This window comes from Bradyrhizobium sp. T-12 (assembly GCF_058314695.1).
This window is the reverse complement of the sequence record NZ_CM177756.1, coordinates 5606330-5629669: the sequence shown is the minus strand read 5'-3', so window position 1 is coordinate 5629669 and position 23340 is coordinate 5606330. Positions and strand designations below refer to the sequence as shown.

The 23340-nt window shown below is 62.6% G+C and carries 19 protein-coding genes; 14 read left to right on the top strand and 5 right to left on the bottom strand.

Translation table 11 applies throughout. The annotated features are described in order from the left end of the window. Positions 1-102 precede the first annotated feature (102 nt). The 3 genes from AC0WRY_RS26845 to AC0WRY_RS26835 all read left to right on the top strand — a co-directional run bounded on the left by AC0WRY_RS26845 (position 103) and on the right by AC0WRY_RS26835 (position 4067). On the top strand, positions 103-2658 hold the full coding sequence (locus tag AC0WRY_RS26845) for a hypothetical protein (RefSeq protein ID WP_210346988.1): 2556 nt from the start codon (positions 103-105) through the stop codon (positions 2656-2658). A gap of 195 nt (positions 2659-2853) precedes the next feature. After that, positions 2854-3330, top strand: a complete 477-nt coding sequence (locus AC0WRY_RS26840; RefSeq protein ID WP_194403777.1) for a hypothetical protein — start codon at positions 2854-2856, stop codon at positions 3328-3330. Between the two features lie 383 nt (positions 3331-3713). Further along, positions 3714-4067 carry a hypothetical protein gene (locus tag AC0WRY_RS26835; RefSeq protein WP_194403776.1) on the top strand — a complete coding sequence of 118 codons (354 nt, stop codon included), beginning with the start codon at positions 3714-3716 and terminating at the stop codon, positions 4065-4067. 215 nt (positions 4068-4282) lie between these two features. On the opposite strand, the gene AC0WRY_RS26830 is transcribed toward AC0WRY_RS26835, so the two are convergent. Further along, positions 4283-4864, bottom strand: coding sequence for a hypothetical protein (locus AC0WRY_RS26830; RefSeq protein ID WP_194403775.1), 582 nt, complete (start codon positions 4862-4864; stop codon positions 4283-4285). Positions 4865-4925: 61 nt separating this feature from the next. Further along, positions 4926-6020, bottom strand: a complete 1095-nt coding sequence (locus tag AC0WRY_RS26825) for a J domain-containing protein (protein ID WP_210346987.1) — start codon at positions 6018-6020, stop codon at positions 4926-4928. Positions 6021-6666: 646 nt separating this feature from the next. Between AC0WRY_RS26825 and AC0WRY_RS26820 the strand changes: the two genes are divergently transcribed. The 5 genes from AC0WRY_RS26820 (at position 6667) to AC0WRY_RS26800 (ending at position 13209) form a co-directional block, all read left to right on the top strand. After that, entirely contained in the window at positions 6667-7341 is a 675-nt protein-coding gene (locus AC0WRY_RS26820; RefSeq protein WP_194403774.1) for a class I SAM-dependent methyltransferase, read from the top strand. A gap of 351 nt (positions 7342-7692) precedes the next feature. After that, positions 7693-9915, top strand: a complete 2223-nt coding sequence (locus AC0WRY_RS26815) for an ATP-binding protein (protein ID WP_050990944.1) — start codon at positions 7693-7695, stop codon at positions 9913-9915. After that, positions 9916-10374, top strand: coding sequence for a response regulator (locus AC0WRY_RS26810; RefSeq protein ID WP_028141937.1), 459 nt, complete (start codon positions 9916-9918; stop codon positions 10372-10374). Beyond that, positions 10371-12806, top strand: a complete 2436-nt coding sequence (locus AC0WRY_RS26805) for a response regulator (RefSeq protein ID WP_194403772.1) — start codon at positions 10371-10373, stop codon at positions 12804-12806. The genes AC0WRY_RS26810 and AC0WRY_RS26805 overlap by 4 nt, the downstream gene beginning before the upstream one ends. Positions 12807-12861: 55 nt before the next feature. Next, a complete protein-coding gene (locus tag AC0WRY_RS26800; RefSeq protein ID WP_028141938.1) occupies positions 12862-13209 on the top strand; it encodes a response regulator in 348 nt (115 codons plus the stop codon). Positions 13210-13550: 341 nt separating this feature from the next. Here AC0WRY_RS26800 and AC0WRY_RS26795 read toward each other — a convergent pair whose 3' ends face one another. The 3 genes from AC0WRY_RS26795 to AC0WRY_RS26785 all read right to left on the bottom strand — a co-directional run bounded on the left by AC0WRY_RS26795 (position 13551) and on the right by AC0WRY_RS26785 (position 17263). Next, positions 13551-14303, bottom strand: a complete 753-nt coding sequence (locus AC0WRY_RS26795) for a ZIP family metal transporter (RefSeq protein WP_028141939.1) — start codon at positions 14301-14303, stop codon at positions 13551-13553. Between the two features lie 247 nt (positions 14304-14550). Beyond that, positions 14551-15456 (bottom strand): glucose 1-dehydrogenase, encoded by a 906-nt coding sequence (locus tag AC0WRY_RS26790; RefSeq protein WP_244429559.1) that lies wholly within the window; start codon positions 15454-15456, stop codon positions 14551-14553. After that, a complete protein-coding gene (locus tag AC0WRY_RS26785) occupies positions 15434-17263 on the bottom strand; it encodes a glycoside hydrolase family 15 protein (protein ID WP_461327750.1) in 1830 nt (609 codons plus the stop codon). Before AC0WRY_RS26785 ends, AC0WRY_RS26790 begins: the two co-directional genes overlap by 23 nt. Before the next feature lie 145 nt (positions 17264-17408). Here AC0WRY_RS26785 and AC0WRY_RS26780 point away from each other — a divergent pair, with 145 nt between their 5' ends. The 6 genes from AC0WRY_RS26780 to AC0WRY_RS26755 all read left to right on the top strand — a co-directional run bounded on the left by AC0WRY_RS26780 (position 17409) and on the right by AC0WRY_RS26755 (position 23328). After that, on the top strand, positions 17409-17864 hold the full coding sequence (locus tag AC0WRY_RS26780; protein WP_028141941.1) for a low affinity iron permease family protein: 456 nt from the start codon (positions 17409-17411) through the stop codon (positions 17862-17864). Positions 17865-18377: 513 nt separating this feature from the next. Then, on the top strand, positions 18378-19838 hold the full coding sequence (locus AC0WRY_RS26775) for a glucan biosynthesis protein G (RefSeq protein WP_097664814.1): 1461 nt from the start codon (positions 18378-18380) through the stop codon (positions 19836-19838). Next, positions 19826-21937 carry a glucans biosynthesis glucosyltransferase MdoH gene (gene mdoH / locus AC0WRY_RS26770; RefSeq protein WP_194403771.1) on the top strand — a complete coding sequence of 704 codons (2112 nt, stop codon included), beginning with the start codon at positions 19826-19828 and terminating at the stop codon, positions 21935-21937. Before AC0WRY_RS26775 ends, mdoH begins: the two co-directional genes overlap by 13 nt. A 180-nt stretch (positions 21938-22117) precedes the next feature. Next, complete coding sequence (locus tag AC0WRY_RS26765; RefSeq protein ID WP_028141944.1) at positions 22118-22456, top strand: DUF1236 domain-containing protein; 339 nt, start codon at positions 22118-22120, stop codon at positions 22454-22456. Between the two features lie 80 nt (positions 22457-22536). Continuing rightward, the gene (locus AC0WRY_RS26760) at positions 22537-22956 is read left to right on the top strand and encodes a hypothetical protein (RefSeq protein WP_050990942.1); all 420 of its coding nucleotides are present in this window, start codon (positions 22537-22539) and stop codon (positions 22954-22956) included. A 171-nt stretch (positions 22957-23127) separates the two neighbouring features. Continuing rightward, the gene (locus tag AC0WRY_RS26755; RefSeq protein WP_028141945.1) at positions 23128-23328 is read left to right on the top strand and encodes a hypothetical protein; all 201 of its coding nucleotides are present in this window, start codon (positions 23128-23130) and stop codon (positions 23326-23328) included. Positions 23329-23340: the final 12 nt, after the last annotated feature.

Sequence of the window (23340 nt, the reverse complement as noted above, 5' to 3'; positions counted from 1 at the left end):
GCCGTTACAGTCGGTTGACCTTTCGCGCACCATCGACTGATGCCCCCATATCGACGTTGCTAGACTAGAAACGTCTGCCTCCAACAATTCGAGTCTAGAAACGTGGCCCGGGCCACGAACCGAGTCCGGACCCGGACTCGTCTGCGCGTTCCGACCGTGGCTCCGGGGCCTAGGTGGGCGGCGCCGGCGGCCCCCAGCAGGATTCGTGGGCTGTCTGCCACAGTCTGCCGTAAGGCATTGCCGCTTGCGGGCGTCCGGTCTATTGCTGTTCCCTGGATAGCTCGCATGAACCTGGACACCGCACCAGATTTCGAATCCTTGACGCATGCCCCGGCGCCCGCCAGCAAGGCGAAGAAGCGTCGTGGTCCTAAGCTGCGCCCCGTCAACCTGACGAAGCGCAAGCAGGACGCCGAGCACCAGGCCAAGGTCGCCCGTGCCGAGGAGAGCCGCCAGGCCGATCTCGCATCGGCAACCAGCCCTGCGCTCCGTCGCCTCATCGAGATGGGCGAGCCGACGGACTGGGCGGGCAATCCAATCGAGGCGCCCCGGCGCAACATCGGATCAGAGCAGGGCGTGCTGGTCCTCAAGCGGGTCATGCTCGCCGCCACCATCCACCCGGACGACCGCGACCGCTTCACCGACGCCCAGCTGGCGCAGGTGATCGACGACAGCACGGAGGAGGTCGCGCTCGAAGCCGACTTCTATCGCCACGTCGACCGGATTCCTGACAGCATCCATCGGCACATGCTGGCCTTCCAAACCGAAAGCCAGGAGAAGGCGCAGGCCCAGTTCGAGGCGAAGAAGCAGAAGAACGCCGACAAGCAGCAGCGCCGCGCCGAGCGCCATATGAAGGGTCTCGCGAAGCAGGGCACCAAGGTAGAGGCCGAGGCCGTTGTCGTCGACGAGGCCGAGAAGGCGGCTGCCCGCAAGAAGGCCGAGGAGTTCGCCGCCAAAGCCCGCGAGCAGGCCGCCGAGAGCGCCGATCGCATGGAGCACGGCTTCCTGCTCGCCAAGCCCGGCGTTTACGCCGGCGACCATTACGACCCGTTCCACGAATTCCTCGGCAAGGGCGTGCTGCGCAGCCACCTGTCGCCGTCGTTCGCCCGCTTCGCGCAGATCGTGCCGCGCCGCGGCCGCATCCGCGCTGGCTATGACAAGGGTGCGCTGTTCTCTACAGCGACGAAGTTGATCGCGCTCGATTGCCCGTACGTCGAACTGGACACCACGCGCCACTGCTGCATCGTCGTCGAGTTCGACACCGTGTGGGCGTCCGCCGCGGCATTCCGCCTCGCGCTGCTGCAGCACCTGCCGGCCCAGATGCTGCCGAACCTCATCGTCGGCAGGATCACCCGCAGCGGGCAGTTCGCGCGGCCGCACTGCATCTGGTTTCTCAATCCCTACGTGGTTGACCCGAAGGACGGTACAGTCCGCGACGCCTGCGTCTGGAACGAGCCCTATCGCGAGACGACCGACCCGACGACGGGCGAGGTCAAGATCTACGGCGACAAGCGCTGCCGCAAGGGCCCGATCGAGAAGTATCACGCCGTACAGCGCGGTCTCGTCGCCCGTCTGCTGCCGCTCGGCGCCGACCCTGGCTGCTGGAACATCTTCAAACCCAAGAACCCGCTTTCGCCTTTTTGGACGACTTTGCTCGCGAATGAGGACCACTGGAGCGAGCTGGACGACTTCATCGCCATCCCGAAGTTCTCGATGAAGGTCGACGAGGCGGATCTTGCCAGGCGCGGCGCCGAGATGCGCGCCGACGCCGCCAAAAATGACGGCGAGATCCTGACGCCCTCGAACCTGATGTGGGCGACGATCGGCGTGACTATCGAGCCTTTGGTCGCCAAGATGCTCCGCATCCGCGATCTCTCCTTCCTGGATGCCGCGCGTGATGGAGTCGAAACGCTGACGCAGTGGTTCGACGACCGCATCCGTCCCAACGTCGAGGCCGAGATCACCGCCAGCGCGTCTTTGGACCGAGTCCTTGAGGGGCGCTGCGCCTTCGCCGCCCGCTACTGCATCGACAAGCTCAACAGGAGCCGCAGCCGCATCGCGATCAACCGCGGTCGCGACGACGATCTCAAGGTCGTGCCTATCCTCGATGCCGACGGCAACGAGCGCCTGATGACGCCGGAAGAGCGCATCAAGAAGCGGGGCGTGCGCTCCGGCGCCACGCGCTCCGCCGTCGCCCTCTGGAAGATGTGCGAGCAGCTCTCCGTGACCGGCCTGGTCGCCGACGAGATGACCGCCCGGAAGACCGAGATCATCAAGGGCCTGGACTTCGTCGGCAAGAGCTTCGCCTACGACAACTGGGACAGGGCCATCGACCTGATCTTCAACAGCCCGGCGCCTGTTCCGCGGCCCAGGGCTTCGCGGTCCCGGGATTCCGCGAACATGTACAAAGATAAAAAGCACACCCTCTCTCCAGATCAGACCATCGAGCATTCCTCCTCGACTCTGACTACGGGCGCCTTCGAGGCCTTTCCGGCTCCGGCGAACCCGGTCCAATCCATCGAACCTCCCTGGCTTGACCCTGTCGACGGACCTTCGGAGGCCAAATCGCTGGATCATCGTCGGTCTGCCATGCCTGCGGCGCTCGGCAACATGCTCTGCGATGCGGTCGTCTGCCCCGATGCTGAGCCGGTCGGATCCTGATCGCATTCTTCTGGAGCCCGACGGAGCCTTCGGCCTCCATGTCGTCGAAGGCCTCCGGGCCCCGGGCTGCAGGGCCTGCGGACCGCCGATGCGAAGTCTCTGTCCACGTCGTTCGATCTGTTGATTCTTGCTGAGCTGGCCCGGATAACCAAGGCTTAGCGGATCGGTCGACCCGGTCGGAACGATGGAGAGAGCATGGCGAAGCTCAGACGGCAACTGACGCAAGCGGACGCCGACCGGATCGCGGAGATGGACGAGGCCCGGGGCGCGTATTTCCAGCGTGACCCGGACAGGCCGGACAACCTGTTCGTGAAACTTCGTCGACGGCGCCAGCCGCTCGAACTCAAAAAGGCGCAGCAGCGTCTGCGGACGGCCCGGTGGCGCAGCGAGATGGACAGGCGCAAGGCTCCCACGACCACAGACGTCGGCCTGGCGCTGGCGACGGCGCTGGCGACCTCGTCTTGGTCGGACATGCTGACCCCGGCGGACTACGACCTCCTGAGGCGGGCGCTGGCCGACTTGCAGGCGCGCGGCTTCAGCATCGAAGAAACCAAGAAGACCATGCGCCGTCTGCGCATCAGGATGGTCGATCCGGGCGACCGGCAAGGCGAAGAGTCCGAAGGCTGCGGGCCGCCGATCTGGCAGGACGACGGGCGCAAGCTGCCGTTCTGAGCGCGAAGCCTCGTCAACAAATCATAGGATTGACTGGCGGAGAGAGTGGGACTCTCTTCCCCTTCGCCGCGATTGCGCGAAAACCCGCGGAAAACAAGGATTCCTAAAAAGCCCGATCGGATTTGCGACCACCGCCGTGTACCACCCGTTACCCGATTCGGGCCGTCAATCTCGACTGATTTCGGGGCCATCCGAGACGTCTCGGACGAGCTGGATCGGCGCCGATCCGGGGTAGCCGGTCCCGTCCAGCACAACAGCCCTTCTTAAGCTTCGCCGTCCATATTTCCCGTGATCGCAGGATCACTCGATCACGGGATCAGGGCGTCACAGGATCAGAGGATCACAGGACAGCCACGAGGGCTCCGAGGAGCGAGCGGATCGGGATGTCGAAACGGAAGAACACCATCAGAGATCTGGTTGGAGACGCGCCGGCGCTTGCGCCCGATCTCGCGTCCGAACGTAGTGGCTTCGATGGGGCGGCGCCGGCGCCCGGCGCCGCCCGGGTCGAGCGCCAATCGCTTCGCCAGTTGTCGGCCCATCCTGGCGAGGCTGCCGCGCCAGCCTCGCCACCGCGTGCCACACTGAAGGAGCGAGCGCACCAGATGTCCCTCTATCTGGAGCCGGCGACCTACGACGCGCTGCGTGAGATCGCGCATCGAGAGAGGACCAAGATGCATGTTCTGCTGCTGCAGGCGGTGGACGAGTTTTTGAAGAGGCGCGTTACGCTGGCGGAATGACAGCTTTCCGTACGTCATCGACCTAGAATACCCTGCTTTCGCGGGTTTGGTCAGCGCCCCGATTACTCCGGCCAGGCGCCGTCGTCTTGACGTCTGCGAATCCCCGCGAGGGTGTGATTTCCGAGGATCTGCAGGTCGACATCCACGCAAAGCCAGGTTTTGGTACTCGCGCGATCCGCCGCCGAGGTCGGATCCGAGGACGCCGCCGGCGATCTCTACGACAGCCGACACTCCTGGACGTCCAGAACGACGATGCCCGCCGCAGCGCCCGAACTGCCGGTCTCAAAAACCTCTGAAGTATGCGGATCGTCGCCGGGGAGCCGAAAACGCCCGGAGAAGGCGGATATTGCCTCTCTGACCCGAGCGATGTTCGGATAGTGTGGCACGCAAACGACGTATCCCTTCGCGCCGCCCCCTTCATGGGCGGGAAGAAAGCTCAAAAACTCGCGCAGACGAGAAACGTCGCCACCGACATGTTTCGATGCAGTCCAAAGTTTGAATTCGACCAGCGCCTCGATGTCGTCGGGATTCCTTGCCTCCGACCGTAGGCATACCAGGTCGACCAGGAAATTGCGGCTCAAATGCTCAAACCGCGAGCGATCGAAATTCAAATGAGCGCAGTCGCGTGCCGGAAATTCGACGCGCACGATGCGCCCCGTTTGCTGCCAAATATAGAGCGCGCAGAGGTGTTGAACGAAGGATTCCGGAGGAGGTGCATTCGTCCTCGACATGCCGGCATATTGCATGATCGCCGATTTCGTCGAAGCGAGCAGAAGGCTCTTCGAGATCTGGTGCATGGCTCATCCGGGCCCGCGGAGCGGTCGGAAGGAGCTTGCTCGGCCCGGTGCCATCGCTTCGCTAGAACTGCCGCTCGGCACGGGCTTCCTCATAGGCGGCGTTGATCAACTTCGACTGCAGCTCCGCGGCGGCCCTGATCCGGGCGCCCAACATTGCGACGTTGTCCGGATGGTTTTCCTTGAGCTGCTTGCGGTACGCCGATTTGATCTCGGCGATCGGAGCGTCGCGCGGGACCTGCAGAACTTCCGGCCATGGCGGCACGGCCTCGGTCGGATCTTCCCGGTCCCCGTAATCGTCTCCCGTCCGGCCGTTCGCAGCATCATTGTCATCGGACGAGGAGTCTCCTTCAAGATGCGGCGGCTGCGCTCCATCGGGAAGGAATTCCTCATACCCCGTATCCACCGACCATCGATACCGCAAATCGCTCCACTGGTCGAAGGGCGTCCGGTCGAGGCTCGAGGCCAGGGATTCCTTCGCAATAAGCCAATGGACCAGGAACGCGACGTATCCCGCCCCGACACCTAAGACGAGCGGGCCGAGATTGACCGGTGGATCGACCAACAAGACCGACTGGAGCCAGTGCAGCCGGCCCGGCACAAGAAGGCCCAGCGCGAAGGCCGGCACGACGTAGAGCGCAGCCCGTCTGATCGCGATGGCCAGGCTCTGTCGCTTCACCCACCTCGCCACCTCCGACTCCCAGGGCGGGAAGGTGACGATCACGGCGCGCTTGACGAAATCGATCGACTGCTCGGCCCGATCAATCAGATCTTTCGTCTCGTCGATCTCTTGATTCAACCGGCGGCCCAGAGCAGAATTCTCCCGGAAGCGCTGATAGTCGCTTCCCTTCGTGAGATCGATTCCGGCTTCGTGCCCCTGCGCAAAGAGCTCTTCTCGTCTTTGCATCAGCGCAGCGCGAGTTGCCAACAGGTCGATAACTTCACGGCGGAATTCGTCGTTATCGTACTCCTCGGCCCTAGGAATGGCGGGACTTTCCCTCTGGACCAAAGCGAAGTACGAAACGAATGCGATGAGCGGCGCTCCGAAAACGGCGACCGTCACCGCGACCTTGAAGAGAAAGAAGGCGGCAACCACGACTACGACGGCAGCGAAGGCCATCAGCTCGAACGCACCGCCGTCCTTGCTTTTCCTGGGCATGGCGCTACCTGGGGCCCGACAGGGCCCCGAAGACGGCGAACAGCAAGAGCACCCAGAAACCGGCGCTGTATACGAACGTCATGATAGGACTGCGGGCGTGCCGCGTATCCGAAACAACGGAGCTGAACGTGCCGGTGGGAAACATGTAGATGAACCATTGGATGACCGCACCGGGTATCAAGAGATACTTCCAAGGTCTATCCAGCTTAAGCCCGGCGGTGTTCTCGCGGCTCCATAACATTTTGGTATCGCTTCCGTCCCGAAAGTCGCGCGATTTGAGGAGTTGCAAGCCGGCGCCACTTCAATGTCCGCGATTTTCGCGGAGTCGCCCAGAAAATTCAAGGGGTAACGCGGTGCGAGGCTTTCGAGATGGTACCACCAGGGTACTGGATCGGCGGACGGCAGGCGATGTCGCTTTCCGTTTCAAGCAATGGAGTGGAAAGAACAAGAAGAAGACGGGGCGAACCCTCGATGGTCGGACATGGGATCACTGGCCGAAGCCGAAACGCCGTGAGAGGCGGTCGGTGCGAACCGTTATGGCAAACGCCATGTGAACAAGCGCACAATTTGCGGCAGCTCTGCGCCCGCCTTCGCGTCGAGACGGTTCGTGCTAGTCATCAGGAGGCCGAGACAGAGACGGCCCGCCTTGACAGCCACGACCATTTCCGACCGGCAAACCTTCATCCGCGCCAACACCCGACTGCGGTCGGTGCCGTTAGTGCCGGAAATCGCTATCTTCCTCGCCGATGAATCGTTGCCTATCTGGCAGCAGACCGAGGACGAGCTGAACGAGGCTGGCCTCCCCCCGCCCTTCTGGGCCTTTGCCTGGGCAGGCGGCCAAGCCCTGGCGCGCTACGTGCTCGATCATCCCGATACCGTGCGGGACCGGCATGTGCTCGATATCGCTTCTGGCTCCGGACTCGTCGGCATCGCGGCGAAGAAGGCTGGCGCGGTCGGGGTGACCGTGTCCGACATCGACGCCTTCGCGATCGCGGCGGCCGAACTCAATGCGGAGGTCAACCAGGTCCACCTCACGTCGTGCGGCGAGGACGTGCTCGACACTCAACCAAACGGCCGATGGCAGACCATCCTCGCGGGCGACATTTTCTATGAGGGGGACACCGCGACGCGTGCCTTTGCATTTCTGGCCGACCATGCGCGCGCCGGTGCGACTATCTTGATCGGCGATCCCGGGCGCACTTTCCTTCCGAAGGCAAAGCTTGTCCGACTCGCCGACTATCGCGTACCGGTGACCCGCGATCTAGAAGACGCCGAGATCAAGCATACGGCGGTTTGGACCATCTCGCCGGATTGTCTGTAAGTTGCATTAGCCGGCGTTAGTCGTGCTCTCGATGAACAGGCGCGCAACAGCTCAAGCACCATCAGAAGCTCGGCGAAGCGCCGACGTTGGCCTCAGCGCCTTTTCGCCTGCGAGTACGACTGTATTTCTTCTTGCCCTCGACGTTCGGAGCGCGAGACGCGAAGGGTCAGAGTCCACAGTAAACACTTGTCATAGCGAGCAAATCTCGCCCCGCCTTCGCATCATGGAACAAAATGCCGGAACTTGGGTTAAGTTCATTCCGTTCCCTATGCGCAAATCCGCATCCCAGAAAAGTCTACTGACCACCGGCATTTGCTTGCCATAAGCTCTGAGTCAAGAAGGCATCACCCAGTGACCGAGTTGGATGACGGCTATCTTGAAGAGTGTGCCGCAGAGCCCATTAAGATCCCGGGAGCAATTCAGCCTCACGGCGCGCTTTTGGTGGTCGAACCTGAAACCCTGAAGATATTGCAACAGAGCGCGAACGCTCGCCGACTGCTTGGGTTCGATGTCCGCAATGACGCGTTGCTCTCTGCTTATGAGGAAGCGACCACGCTTTGCGAGGAAATCCGTGGGTGGTTGTCGGGAGGCGAAAACACGCTTTTCTACCTGGTTGCAGTCGGATCGCAGCAGCTTCAGCTCACCGCCCACCGCAGCCCCCAAGGACTCTTGTTGGAATTCGAACCACCGCCGCGGCCAGGCGAGTCGACGCTGGATGGTCTTTACCCGCGGTTGCGGGACTTTCTGGACCGCATATCCGGTGCCCACGATATTATTAGCATCGCTGAGGAGGTGGCCCGCGAGGTGCGGGCAATCACCCATTTTGATCGAGTTCTCCTTTACAGCTTCGACGGTAACGGCGACGGCACGGTTTTGGCCGAAGACACGAATAAAATTCTTCCTTCCTACCTCGGCCTTCGATTTCCCGCATCCGATATTCCCGCTCAAGCGCGGGAGCTCTATCGCCTGAACAGGATCCGGCTCATTCCTGACGCCAGCTACGATCCGGTCGAGATCGAACCCTCGATCAGTCCCCTCAACGGACTGCCGCTTGACCTGTCGCAGGTGGCGCTGCGCAGCGTTTCGCCCGTTCATCTCGAATACATGCGCAACATGGAGACGGCGTCGTCGATGTCGATGTCAATCATCGTCGACGGTGCGTTGTGGGGGCTCATCTCCGGGCATAGCCGCGCCTCTCGGATGGTCAACGCGCAGATCCGCACCGCATGCGACATCCTCGCTCAAGTCGTGTCGCTGCAGATTGGCTCGCGCCTGAAGGCAAGCAGTGCCGCGGAACGCCTTGAGCTGAAGAGCGTGGAGACGTCGCTGCTCAGCAAGCTTTCGGTCGCGACTTCGTTTCAGCGCGGGCTGGTAAACAATCCGCACGAATGGCTGCGGCTTGTGGATGCGGAAGGCGCTGCAGTTGTCGTGCAGGGCGGCATACTGACGACCGGTCAGACGCCGAGCGAGCGCCAGATACGTGATCTGGCGACGTGGCTCTTCGAGGCCGGGCACGACGTATTGGAAACGAATTCGCTGGCTTCGATATGGTCGGGCGGCGAGTTCTTGAGCGAAAAAGCCAGTGGTGTGCTGGCGGTCTCCATCTCGCAGATCCGGGGCGATTACATCATCTGGTTCAGGCCCGAAGTCGTCAAGACGGTTGCTTGGGGAGGCGATCCCAACAAGCCTATGGAGAGCGGGGCCGGCCGGCTTCATCCGCGCAAGTCTTTCGACCTTTGGAAACAGCTTGTCCGTCAGCAGTCGAAGCCGTGGACTTCGGCAGAAGTGGAGAGCGCGCTCGGCTTCCGCGCGTCGATTCAGACTCTTGTGCTGAAGGCTGCGGAGGAGCGTGCTGAACTCACGGACCGGCTGGAAGCCGCCAACAAGGAGCTGGAGTCGTTTTCCTATTCGATTTCGCACGATCTGCGTGCCCCTTTCCGGCACATCGTCGGTTTCGCAGAACTTCTGTCGGACAAGGAGAAAGGGCTCGATCAAAAGTCGCGTCACTACATCGAAACAATTAGGGGCGCCGCCATCTCGGCAGGAAGGCTCGTCGACGACCTTTTGCATTTTTCCCAACTCGGGCGCTCTCAGCTTCTCAAGTCGAACGTCGATGTCGCCAAGATTGTCAACGAATTGAGGCATTCGTTGCGGACGGAGACCGAGGGGCGAAACATCGAATGGCAGGTAGGGGCGCTTCCAATAGGCTATGGCGACCCCGCCATGCTTCGTCAGGTGCTTCAGAACCTGCTTCACAACGCCATCAAGTATACGGCGCCGCGGGACCCGGCCATCATCACCATCTCAGGCCACGAAGACGCGAACAGCACGACTTATATCGTCGCTGACAACGGCGTCGGCTTCGAGATGAAGTACGTCGACAAGCTTTTTGGCGTCTTTCAGCGCCTTCATAGGGCCGAGGAATTCGAGGGGACTGGCATCGGATTGGCCTTGGCCAAGCGCATCGTCGACCGCCACGGCGGCTCAATTAGCGCCGAAGGCAAGGTAGGGGCCGGCGCCTCCCTCACTTTCACCTTGCCGCGCCCCAAAGATTTGAAGAAGAGGAGCTCTTAATTGCCGGACCTCAGACCGATTCTGCTTGTTGAAGACAACCCGCGAGACCTCGAGCTGACGCTGGCGGCGCTTGCGAAGTGCCAGTTGGCTAACGAGATCGTCATTGCTCGCGACGGAGCCGAAGCGCTCGATTACCTGGCCGCGAGAGGCAGCTTCGAAGGCAGGCCGCCCGGCGATCCGGCCGTTGTGCTGCTCGATCTAAAGCTTCCCAAAATCGACGGGCTGCAGGTTCTCGAAAAGGTCAAGAATGACCGCCACCAGCGCCAGATCCCCGTCGTGATGCTGACCTCCTCGAGAGAGGAGCGCGATCTGGTGAAGAGCTACGAACTGGGCGTCAACGCCTTTGTCGTGAAGCCCGTGGACTTCAACGCCTTCTTCGAAGCCATCCAGGATCTCGGAATGTTTTGGGCCGTGCTGAACGAGCCGCCTCCCCGCCCCTTCACCAACGAGGCCCAATGATGAAGCAAGAGCCTATCCGCATTCTGCTGCTTGAAGACAGTGAGATCGATGCCGAACTGCTGGCGGCGCATCTATCGAAGGCCCAATTGGGCTTCACACTCGACCGCGTCTACAGCAGACGGGATTTCGTCGCGGCTTTGGAAGGCGGCGGCCATGACATCGTGCTGGCGGACTATTCATTGCCCGATTTCGACGGCCTCTCGGCACTGAACATCTCCACGGTTCTGCAGCCCGATCTTCCCTTCATCTTCGTATCGGGAGTCGTTGGCGAGGAATTTGCCACAAACGCGCTCAAGCGGGGCGCCACTGATTACGTGGTGAAGCGGAATCTCACACGGCTGTCGACAGCGGTAGAGCGTGCGCTCGAACAAGCCCGCCAGCGCGCATCGGCCAAGAAGATCCAAGATGCTTTGGCCCGCAGCGAAGTCAGCGCGCGTCTGGCGATGGAAGCGGCCAAGCTCGGCCTGTGGGACTATGATCCGGCGACGAGAGAGCTCAAGTGGGACGCCAGCGCGAAGGCGATGCTCGGCTGGCCGGTCCAGAAATCGCCGGGTTATCGAGACTATCTTGCCGCCTGTCATCCGGACGACCGCGACCGACTTCATCAGGCTGTCCGCCAGGCGACGAAGTGGTCTCGCGAACACGATGGCACGTTCGGTGCGGAATATCGTATCTTCTCGGACGCCGGCAGCGAGCGTTGGGTAGCCGCCCGCGGTCAGGCATTGTTCGAAGAGAAGGAATTCAAACGCTTTGTCGGGGTCGTGCGCGACATCACCGAGGAACGCAGAGCGAAGAAGGATCTGGAAGACCTCACGACCGACCTGGAACGTCGCGTCGCGGAACGAACCGCGGAGCGAGACAGCCTTTGGCGGCTCAGTCCAGACCTGTTCGCCGTGATCGGACGGGAGGGACGATTGCGGCGCCTCAACCCGGCTTGGAGCACAATGCTCGGGTACGCCGAAGGCACCCTTACGGAGAGCATGTTCGATCTGTTGCTGCCCCCCGAAGAGCGCACCGAGGTGAAGCGACAGCTTGCCGATACGATCCGCGATCGCACCGTCGGTCGCTTCGAAAGCCGTATCCGCCATGCGAACGGCGAATGGCGGTGGGTCACCTGGAATGCGGCGCCGGATGAGGAAGCCATCTATCTCGTTGGACGCGACTGCACCGCCGAAAGAGCGGCAGCGACCGCGCTGGCTGAACGCAACGCCGAACTCGCCCGGCAGATCGAAGAGCGGGAGCGCGTCGAACAGACCCTCCGGCAGATGCAGCGGCTCGAGGCCGTCGGACAGCTCACCGCCGGGGTCGCTCACGATTTCAACAACCTTCTTACGGTCATCCTGGGCAACATTGCTTTCGTGGAGAAGCGGTTCGACAAGCCGGAGCGCGAGCAGGACGTCCGATCGCGCCTCCAATACATGCGGACCGCGGCTGAGCGAGGAGCCACACTTACCGCCCAGTTGCTGGCGTTCTCGCGGCGCCAGAAGCTCGAGCCAAAGCCCGTCGACCTGAATGAAACCGTGACCGGGATGAGCGAGCTTCTGCAGAGCACGATGAAAGGCTCAATCCGGATCGAAACCGTGTTGAAGAGCGACCTAGCCCCAGCACTCGTTGACCCGACCCAGATCGAATTGATCATTCTCAATCTGGCCATCAACGCGCGGGACGCAATGGAGATCGGCGGCGCGCTGACCGTCGAAACCAGTCAGGCGGTCGTCAAAGAACCGCCGGCCAGGCCGGCCGACCCGCCTCCGGGTGATTACGTGGTCCTGACGGTGAGCGACACCGGTACCGGCATTCCTCCACATGTTCTCGACCATGTGTTCGAGCCGTTTTTCACCACAAAGGAGGTCGGAAAAGGTTCAGGCCTTGGATTGCCGCAAGTATTCGGGTTCGCCAAGCAGTCCGGCGGTGGCGTGAAGATCAGGACGGCTACAGGGGAAGGTACCAGCGTTAGCGTCTATCTTCCTCGCGCCGCCAATGTCTCCCAGGCCCCTGGGCAGACGCCGAAAAGCGAGACCGCGTCAGGCCGGGCCTCCGCCAAGACAATCCTTCTGGTCGACGACGACAGCGCCGTTCGCGAGGTGGTCGGCGTGATGCTCGAAGAGCTGGGGTACTCCGTTGTCAGCGTGGGTAGCGGCGCCGCCGCCTTGGATATCCTTGCCGGGCCGGAGCATTTTGACGCTCTGATAGTGGACTACGCCATGCCGGCGATGAGCGGCGTGGAGGTTGCCAAGAAGGCACATGGACTCCGACCGCATCTTCCGACTCTTTTTGCGACCGGCTATGCCGACCTCAAGGCTCTTGAAGAGATCCATCACGCGAGGCTGATAAGGAAGCCGTTTCAGGAGGAAGAGTTGGCGCGCCGGCTCCACGAAGCATTTGCCGAGTTCGACGATCCCAAAATCGTTCGTCTGCGGGGCGCCGGCTAGGTCATGGTCGGCAAAACCTTTCTATCTTGCCTGAGATGCACCTTTGGAGATCGACATGCCGCTGCGGCTGCTGGTGGTGGAAGACGAAAGCTTAATTGCCATGATGATAGAAGACATGGCCGAAGAACTGGGCCACGAAGTCGTTGCCAAGGCGACTAATGTCCCACAAGCAACGAGCTTGATCGACGCTGGCGGATTCGATGTAGCCCTCTTGGACGTCAACCTCGCCGGCGAATTCAGCTATGGTCTGGCCGAGATGCTGCAGACCAGGGACGTCCCATTCTTGTTCACGACAGGCTACGGAGCAGGGATCGAGGAAGAATGGCGAAATTGCAAAATCCTGCAAAAGCCGTTTGCAGAGGATCAGCTCAACGCTGAACTTGTCGCGTTCGAGAAAGGGTGAAGCGGCGCCTTGTCGTGGTATTTGACACGCGCGCCCGGTATGTTTTCGCAGAAATCGTAGTCTGGCGCGGAAAATCTCGGCGTCAGTGGGACTCTCTTCCCCCTTCGCCGCGATTGTGTGAAAATCCGCGGAAAACAAGGATTCATGACCACCCCTGTGTACCACCCGTTCCGCGATTCAGGGTGTCATTCTCAGTCGATTTCGAGGCGCTTCAGGACGCCAATCGATCGTCGCTTGTCGTCCTGGAGAGGGTGAAGTCCAGGCTTTCCCCTTCACGTCGCGAGCGACCCGCAGGGCCCGTCCGACAACAGCCTTGCTTCTGCATCGCACGGCCCGGCGTTCTAAGTCTCTCCTAAGTTAGAGAGCGCAAAGGCGACGAGGAGGCCGACGACAACGAGCAAGCCGGCCAGCTTCTGTTCGCCTTCGACCGCTTCGGGCACCATGGTGTTCACCACCATCGTCAGGAGAGCGCCCGCAGCGACGGCACTCACGGCAGCAACGACCTGAGGGGAAGCTCCGCCAAGGAAAGCCGCTCCCGCGGAAGCAGCAAGCCCGGAGAGGACGGCGATCGTTGCCCAAAGGCCAAAGATGTAGAGCCGGGAGCGACCCGCGGTTCGCATGCCGAGCGCACTGGACAGTCCTTCCGGGAAATTGGACAGGAAGATAGCTGCCAGCATAGCGAGGCTGATGCCTTTCCCGCTCAACAGCCCGAGCCCCAGAACCACGCTTTCCGGAACCCCGTCGAGGAGCGACCCGATTGCGATCGCCAACCCTCCGCCTTGGCCGGCGTTCGCCTGCTGGTCCCCGGACCGTTTACGTGAATGCGCGCCTGCTCGAGAGACCGCCCAATCGGCAAGGGCATACATTGCGGAGCCCGCAACGGCACCGGCGACGATCGGCCAGATCCCGCCTTCCTGATACCCGTCCTCCAACAGGTCGTAGGCCACGGCCGAGATCAGCACGCCGCAACCGAACGACATGATCCCCGCGGTAACGTACCGAGGCATTCTGAGGACGAATGCGACGGCTGCTCCCAGGAGCAGCGATGAGGCACCAAGCAGCCCCCAAAGGCCGGCGGTCAACCAGATCGGCATCGGAGCACCAGCTATGTTTCGCGACCTGGGGGCGGCGAGACCTGGCTTGCGCTCTTCTCCCGCGTCTTACTTGCCTTCTTCACCGCCGAGCGGCGCTTCAGAACCGATGTCAGAGCGCTCGCCATCTTGCGCGCGATCTTACCTGCAGCCATTGCCCGTGCGCCATTTACCAAAGTTCGATCCTCCAATTGCTGCGTAAGCGATGCGACCAGCGGTTCTCGTTGGGATCATGACCCTGAGGCTTTGCCTAGCCTCCGCTTGCGAAGCCGGGGAATAGGGTCATGCCGCCGTCGATGAACAGGGTGGCGCCGGTGACGTAGTCGGCGGCGTCGGAGACGAGCCAGGCGACCGCCTGCGCGATGTCGTCCGGCTCTCCGATGCGCTTGTAGGGCACCAGCGTCATCAGGCTTTCGTACGCTTCCCTCGTCTCCCAGGCGCGCTGATTGATGGGCGTCCGGATGGCGCCGGGTGCGATGCCGTTGACGCGGATGCCGATGGGGGCGACTTCCTGCGCGATGCTTCGCATCATCTGCATCACGCCGCCTTTCGATGCCGCGTAGTTCGCGTGGCCCGCCCACGGAATCTCCTGATGGACCGAACTCATGCAGACGAGCTTGCCGGCCGCGGCCGAGATGTCACCGACGATGCCCCGTCTTTTGAATTCGCGGACTGCCTCCCGGGCACATAGGAACTGGCCGGTGAGATTGACGCCGATCACCTTATTCCACTGATCGATCGTCATCTCATGGAGGGGCGCGTCGCGCTGCAGTCCGGCGTTGTTCACCACGATGTGCAACGTGCCGAAATGATCGATGGCACGGGCGAACATCGACCGGACGTCATCCTCGTTGCTGACGTCCGCCTTGATTGCGATCGCTTTTCTGCCCCGGGCCTCGATTTCATGAACGACTTCTTCGGCTGAGACGGGATCCACGACATAGTTGACGACGACGTCGGCGCCGGCCGCGGCCAGCCCCAGCGCGACCGCGCGGCCGATACCTGAGTTGGCGCCGGTCACCAGCGCAGGCTGCCCTTCCAGGGTCACGGGAAAGCGGGCCTGCGGTCGCAAGCGCTCGCCCGGGCTTGCCGGAGCGGCCGGGTCGGTTGAATTCACTGTCATGGCGGACCTCCTAGTCGGAGCGCGCGGCTTCATCTCCCTCGCTGGGGAGGGCTCTCTTGCTACCGCGGTGCTCCGAGGGTTTTTCGCGGTGGGTGAGGTTGTGGGCGGTATTGACGAGGGCTATGTGAGAAAAGGCCTGCGGAAAGTTTCCGACCAAGCGCCGCCGCGAAATGTCGTATTCTTCCGATAGCAGGCCGACGTCGTTGCGAAGCGCGAGAAGCCGCTCGAACAATTCCTTGGCCTCGGCGTCGCGGCCGATCAGATGGTAGGCGTCCGCCAGCCAGAAGCTGCAGGCCAGGAACATGCCTTCCCCCGGCGGCAGACCATCCTTCGTCGCACCCGTATCGTAACGCCGGACGAAACCGTCCTGGAGCAATTCCCGTTCGATCGCCTGGATCGTCGAGATCACGCGAGGATCCTCGGGTGGCAGAAAGCCCACGGCCGGGATCAGCAGCAAGCTCGCGTCGAGTTGCGGCTCGCCGTAGACCTGGACGAAGGTTTTGCGCTCAAGGTCGTAGCCGCGCCGGCACACCTCGTCGTGGATCGCGGCTCGTTGCGCTTCCCACTCCTCGACGCGGCCCTTCATGCCGAACTCGGCAGCCGACTTGATGGCCCGATCGTAGGCGACCCACGCCATGATCTTGGAATACGTGAAGTGTTTCGCGCCGCCCCGGACCTCCCATATGCCCTCGTCCGGCTGGCTCCAGATGCTCTTGAGATGGTCGAGCAGCGCGCATTGTACTGCCCAGGCGCGCTTGTTCTCGCGGAGACCGCCGCGGCGCGCCTGATATAGGGCGTCCATCAGCTCGCCGTAGACGTCGAGCTGAAGCTGGGTGTGCGCCGCGTTTCCGATCCGGACGGGCTTGGAGTTCTCATATCCGGAGAGCCACGGGACTTCCCACTCGGTCAGCCTGCGTTCGCCGGTGACCGCGTACATGATCTGGAGCTGCCGCGGACTTCCCGCGACGGCGCGGACGAGCCAGTCGCGCCAAGCGCGCGCTTCGTCGAAGAAGCCCGCGCCCACGAGGGCCAGTAGCGTCAAGGTGGCGTCACGTACCCAGCAGAAGCGGTAGTCCCAATTTCTCGAGCCTCCGATCTGCTCCGGCAGCGACGTCGTAGCGGCGGCGACGATGCCGCCGCTCGGCCCGAACGTCAGCGCTTTGAGAGTTATCAGGGATCGCTGGACCGCCTCCGAATATGGCCCTGCCGTCTTGCAGCGGCTGGACCAATTGCGCCAGAAATCCTCTGCCTGTTTCAGAAGAGACGCAGGGTCCTCGGGAGCGGCGGGATCCTGGTAGGATATCTGATGGGAAAGCACGAAAGCCACGGTCTCGCCGCGCGCGACCGAGAACGAGCCCACAGTTTTCATGGCTTCGCCGCGCATCGGCACCGCGGTCCTGAGCAGTAGCATCGACGCGCCCGCGACCATGCTGACCGCTCCGTCCTCAAGGCGGCTGACCCAAGGTACGCTGGTCCCGTAGTCGAAGCGCGCGACAAGTTCGCTGCGCATCTCGACCTCGCCCTCCAGTCCTTCGACGATTCTGACGACCTTCGAGAGATCCGTCTTAGGCGGCATGAGATCGATGAGGCGGACCCGGCCGCAGTCGGTCGTAAAGTTCGTCTCGAGGATCAAGGTGCCCGGTCGGTAGCGTCGTTCGCTGCTCGAGCGAGCCTCGGGGCAAATCTTCCAGTATCCGTTGTGCTCATCGCCGAGTAGCTTCGCGAAGCAGCTGTCCGAATCGAAGCGGGGGACGCAGAGCCAGTCGATTGACCCGTCGCGCCCGACCAGACCCGCAGTCTCACAATCGCCGATCAAGGCGTAGTCTTCGATCCGAGCCATGCTGGGCATCCAACCGGAACGTTTGCCCTCCAGTTCCGCAGATCCCATTGCGGACGTTCATACTTTCGACTGAGGCTAGTGGTCGATGCGCCTTACGGGGAACCCGCGAACCTCTTCGCCCGTTCTCTCAAAATCGGAGGATCTCATGCGTGATAGGCGGAAGAAAACGGAAGGCGGCACCGCCCGCTTCTTCGGCGAGTTTGCTACCCGCACCTCGCAGGCTGCGGGGCGCGCGTCGACCTTCGTGCTCGCGGCCCTGGTGGTCATCATCTGGGCAGTCACCGGTCCGTTGTTCGGCTATTCGGACACGTGGCAGTTGGTCATCAACACCGGCACCACCATCGTCACCTTCCTGATGGTCTTCCTCATTCAGAATTCCCAGAACCGCGACAGCGCAGCCATGCAGGTCAAGCTTGACGAATTGATCCGCGTCGGGACGGCGCGAAACTCCCTTGTCGGTATCGAGCATCTCACGGACGAAGAGATCGAAGACCTGCGGGAGAAATGCGAATCGCGCGCCAAAGCGGAAAAAACGGCGAACGAGCGTGTGAAGACGACCGGACGACGGGCCCGCCGCGCCGCCGAGCAGGCGGCAAGTTAATCGCTGCGGCACCGAAGGGAGTTAGGTACTCGCCGGGCATTCGCGTAGCGAGCCGACGCTGAGTTGAACCGCTGCCTACCGATTTCTCGAATGGTCAGATCGGAGAGTGCGGCAGCATCGGTCACACCGCGCTGATGAAGTTCGAGCATCTTCCTTGCGACGACAGCGCACAAGGGCCCTCGCGATCGACGAGTTCGAGTTTTCGGAGAGCGGCCTTGAAGGCCAACTCGAGAGCGTTCCGCTATTCTGGCGCAATGGTGATGTCCGCGAGCAAGCGCGCAATAGGCATGGTTGTGCTCCACTTGGTGCGGGCGGGAGCGCAATCGGTCTCTCAGCCACCGACGCCTACGGGCAGAGCCTCGGCCAATGATGCTGGAAGTATGTACCTCTGGGACTATACGCGGGCCGTGGAACCCACGGGCCATGGTGATCGTTGCTTGGCCGCGGCAGCAGTAGCGAGGAGTACACGTGAACCGACGCCAGCTTGTTCAAGGGTCGGCGTTACTGCCGGCGATGCTACTCGCCTCGCGCAGCGGCTTCGCCGCTGCGTCGGACGAGACCTTTGGCCCGTCGACGGTGAGGGATCTTGCCCGTGCGATCGCAAGCAAGCCGTTCGAGGCGCCCGACGAGAAGCTGCCGGCCGGGTTGAAAGACCTGGACTACGACCAGTACCGTTCGATCCGCTTTTTGCCTGAGCGGGCCCTTTGGCGTGGCAAGAATCTTCCGTTCGAAGCGCAGTTCTTCCATCGTGGCTTCTTTTACAAGAACAGGGTGAATATCTTCGAGGTCGCGGATGGAAAGGTCGCCGAGATCAAGTACCGCAAGGCGGACTTTTCTTTCGGAGAGAAGGTCCCGGCGTTCGAGGAGACGGATCTCGGGTTCGCAGGCTTCCGCATCCATGCGCCCATAAACCGTCCCGACTATTACGACGAGGTCTGCGTATTCCTGGGCGCGAGTTATTTCCGCGCTGTGGCCAAGGGGCAGACGTACGGGCTCTCCGCCCGCGGACTCTCGATCGATACCGGCGAAGCCAAGGGCGAGGAGTTTCCGCTCTTCAAGGCCTTCTGGCTCGAGCGGCCGGCGTCGGGTGCAACCTCGATGGTCATCCAAGCTCTCCTCGACAGCAAAAGCTGCGCGGCAAGCTACCGCTTCACCGTCCGGCCGGGCGAAACCACGGTGTTCGACGTTGAAATGTCGGTCTATCCGCGCGTCGAAATGCAGCGCGCCGGTCTCGCGCCCATGACCAGCATGTTCTTCTACGGCCCGAACGACCGCAACGACATCGACGACTTCCGTCCGTCGGTCCACGATTCCGACGGCCTGGCGATCTTCAACGGCAAGGGCGAAAGCCTTTGGCGCCCGCTCAGCAATCCGCGCGATCTGCAGATCAGCACCTTTCAGGATCTCAATCCCCGCGGCTTCGGCTTGATGCAACGGGAGCGAAACTTCTTCGCCTACCAGGACATCGAGTCCAGCTTCGAAAAACGCCCAAGTCTCTGGATGGAGCCCATCGGCGATTGGGGCGAGGGCGGGGTCACGCTATTCGAGATCCCGACCAAGGAGGAGGTTCACGACAACATTGCCGCGTTCTGGCGGCCGAAGAACCCCCTGCAGGCCAAGGGCGAACACAACTACACCTATCGGCTGTACTGGGGCCCGGATAGCCCGAAGCCGCATTCGCTGGCGCGCTTCACGCGAAGCGGAATAGGGGCGCGGGGCGAGGATGCCCGCCTCTTCGTCCTCGATCTGGTCGGTGAGAACCTGAAGGGCATCGATCCCGCGGGCGTGAAAGGCGTGGTGACGGCGGAGAAGTCCGAAGTGAAGAACATCGTCACGCAGCCCAATCCCTACACCGGTGGCTGGCGGCTCAGCTTCCAGTGCCAGGTGAAAGGCGAGCCGATCGAGCTGCGCGCGTTTCTGACCGAGGGTGACAAGCCCTTGTCGGAAGTCTGGGTCTACCGATGGGCCCCCTGACCACGGCGACGCGACCGGTCGCCGGCGATATCGCGACGGAGCGCCTGCTGCCTCGCGAGACGCCGCTTCCGATGGCTCCTGGCAACCTCGGGAAGGCCCGGGTCCCCGACCGCGTTCCTGCGGCGGTGGGCTCCGCGATGGCTTGGCGCCGCGGCCTCATTCTGCTCGCGACGGCGGCGCTCACGGGCGCGGGCGGCTACGAGATGTATCGCGTGCTGGAGGTCGGCGGCGTCACCGTACTGGAAGCCATGGTGCTGGTGCTGTTCCTCGTTTTGCTCGCGTGGGTGGCTTTCTCGTTTGCCTCCGCACTCGCCGGGTTCTTCGTGCTGCTGACCCATCCGACCGCGGTAGTTGCGGAGCTGCCTGCGATCGTGAGCCGCACCGCCATGCTGCTTCCCACCTACAACGAGGACCCGCACCGATTGACGGCGCGGCTTCGCGCGATGATCGAATCCTTGGAGGCGACCTCGCACGGGGAGCTGTTCGACTGGTACGTTCTGAGCGACAGCACCGACCCGGACATCTGGGTCGCCGAGGAGAAAGCGTTGCTCGCGCTACGGCAGGCGGTGGGGACGCCGCGACTGTACTATCGCCACCGCGCCGACAACACGGCGCGGAAAGCCGGCAACATCTCCGAGTGGATCACGCGGTTCGGCGCCGTCTACGACTTCATGATCGTGCTCGACGCCGACAGTCTCATGAGCGGACAGACCATCGTCCGGTTGGTCCATGCCATCGAGGCCAATCCGACCGCGGGGCTCGTCCAAACGCTCCCGATGGTGGTCAACGCGCGAAGTTTTTTTAGCCGCGTCCAGCAATTCGCGGGCCGGCTGTACGGGCCGATGATCGCCGCCGGCGTGGCCTGGTGGCACGGCTCGGAAGGCAACTATTGGGGCCACAACGCGATCATCCGCGTGAAGGCGTTCGCGGAAGCGGCGGCGCTGCCGCAGCTTCGGGGACCCAAGCCGTTCGGCGGGCACATCCTCAGCCACGATTTCGTCGAGGCCGCGCTGATGCGGCGGGCGGGGTGGGGTATCTACATGCTGCCGACGCTCGGCGGAAGCTTTGAGGAGGTGCCGCCTTCGCTGCTCGATTTCGCCGCGCGCGACCGGCGCTGGTGTCAGGGCAATCTTCAGCATCTCGCCGTGGTGCCCGCTCGCGGTCTCCATTGGGTATCGCGCCTGCATTTCTTGGTGGGGATCGGGGCCTATCTAACGGCGCCGCTGTGGCTGCTATTCCTGCTGCTGGGGATGCTGATCTCGCTCCAGGCCCGCTTCGTGCGCCCGGAGTATTTTCCCAAGGGCTTCTCCCTCTTTCCGACCTGGCCGGCCCAGGATCCCGTGCTCGCTATTTGGGTGTTCGTCGCCACGATGGGACTGTTGTTGTTGCCGAAGCTGCTCAGTCTGGTCGTCGTTTGGACGCGGAGCCCGGTGAGGCGCCAATTCGGCGGCGCGTTGCGGACCTCGGCCGGAGTTCTCGCGGAGATCGTCATCTCTGCATTGATGGCGCCCGTAATGATGATCTTTCAGTCGATCGCGGTCGTCGAGATTCTGGCCGGCCGCGATGCCGGATGGCAGACGCAAAGACGAGACGACGGCACTGTGGAGCGCCGCGAGCTCTATCGGAAGTACGGCATCCCGACCTTGTGCGGCGTTGCGATGGCCGCAAGCGCCTACGCCGTTTCGTTGCCACTTTTGCTCTGGATGTCGCCGGTGATCGTCGGGCTGCTGTTCGCTGTTCCTATCGGGGCGCTGACGGCCAGGCCGTCGTCCGGCAAACTGTTCGCCACCCCTGAAGACCGGGAGCCGCCTTCAATCCTGCGCCGGGCCAACGAATTGAGTGCGGCGGCGGAGGTCGGCATCAAACCCGCTCTCACGGAGCTTCGCGAAGCCCCCGAGCTGCTGGCCTTTCATGTCGCCCAGTTGCCGCCACCGCGCGCTGCCAGGCCCGATACCGTAGACGCCAACCTGGCGGTCGGACGTGCCAAGGTGGATGCCAGCGAGACGTTCGAGGAAGCCGCCGCGCATCTGTCTTCGCGCGAGGTCTTCTCGATATTGAATGACGCCTCGGCGCTCTCGACCGTGCTGCAGAAGGGATGACCTTACCGAGTGCCTGGCGGACCACGCTCTCGGGGCTCGAGCCAATCCTTGATCCGAGCCGACTTCCCGCGCTCTCGCCTCCGACGTTCGGGAAAATATGGCAATTCTCCTGCCTCTTTCCGGAACCTTGCCATCATCTGCGGGTTCTCGCATGCCGCATCTGGCGGCGAGGAGAACAACATGAACAATCTTCTAGTGACGACGGCCCTGGCCGCGCTGATCTCGACGGGCGCGATGGCGCAGTCGACGGTCGTCACAACCACCGGCACCGGTCACTCGGCCGCCGTGCAGATCGAGCCGGAATACCGCACCAAGATCCGCACCTACGTCACCGAGCACAAGGTTCGTCCGGTGCAGCAGAAGATCGTGGTCGGCCAGCCCGTCCCGCGCGAGGTCGAGCTCGAGGCGGTGCCCGCCGATTGGGGTCCTTCGCTCAGGAAGTACCGCTATGTCTACTCGGGCGAGCGCGTGATGCTGGTCGATCCGTCGACCCGGACGGTCGTCCAGGAGATCGACTGAGCATTCTAGCGGGTCGCTGATCGCAGCGGCCCGCCTCCCATCCGCCGATACCTTGATTTCCCATTTCCGAGCGGCCATCCATGCCGATCATTCGTTATTTCGTCTTCGTCGGCGGGTTCCTGCTGGCGTTGCTCTTCGCTGCGGATCGGTACCTGCCCGCTCCGGTAGAAGCCGCCGCCGTGGCCGACCCCGACAGGACCATCATCCGGATAAAATCGGCGAGGAGCCTTCCGGAGAAAATCGTCTTCGACACCAGCCAGCGCGCCGAGGTACCGATGATCGCGCAGGCCGATCCGATCCCGGAAGAGCTGCCGCGGGAAGTGCGAGAAGCCATGGCCGCCATGCCTGCCGCACCATCCGGCGAGGCCCAGAAGGAAGAGCCGGCCCACGTTGCGGCGGTCCTCACGCATCCGAAGCGGTCGGCAATGCTGCGGAAGCGGACACCCGACCGCCGTCTCGCCTTCGAGCGCGCCGATGCGACTGCCGGCGGATCGTGGTGAGCGGAAAGCCTGGGAGAGGGTCAAAGAAGGGGACCGAAGGAGCAGCTTTGCAGCCGGGTGGGCTGCTCGCACGTGGGGGCCGTTCATGCTTGGGGCGGGGCGGTTAACTTTGTTGAATTCGTCGCAAAGCTATTCCGCGGTAAGCTAACTCTTCCTGCGTTGGGGGTTTCCATGTTCGATCCGGCCACGACCGCGCTCTTGCGCGCCGTATCCGACGAGGTCTGCGAAGACGTCTCGCGCCACGAAACCGCGGCGCGCACCCATGTTGCTTCGAGGATTCTGGAAGCGGCGACGAACGGCGACAGCTCGCCGGAGAAGCTGAAGCAGGTCGGACGCGCGGCCCTCCACGACGCTCCGACCATGTGGCGATAGGTCGAGGAAGGC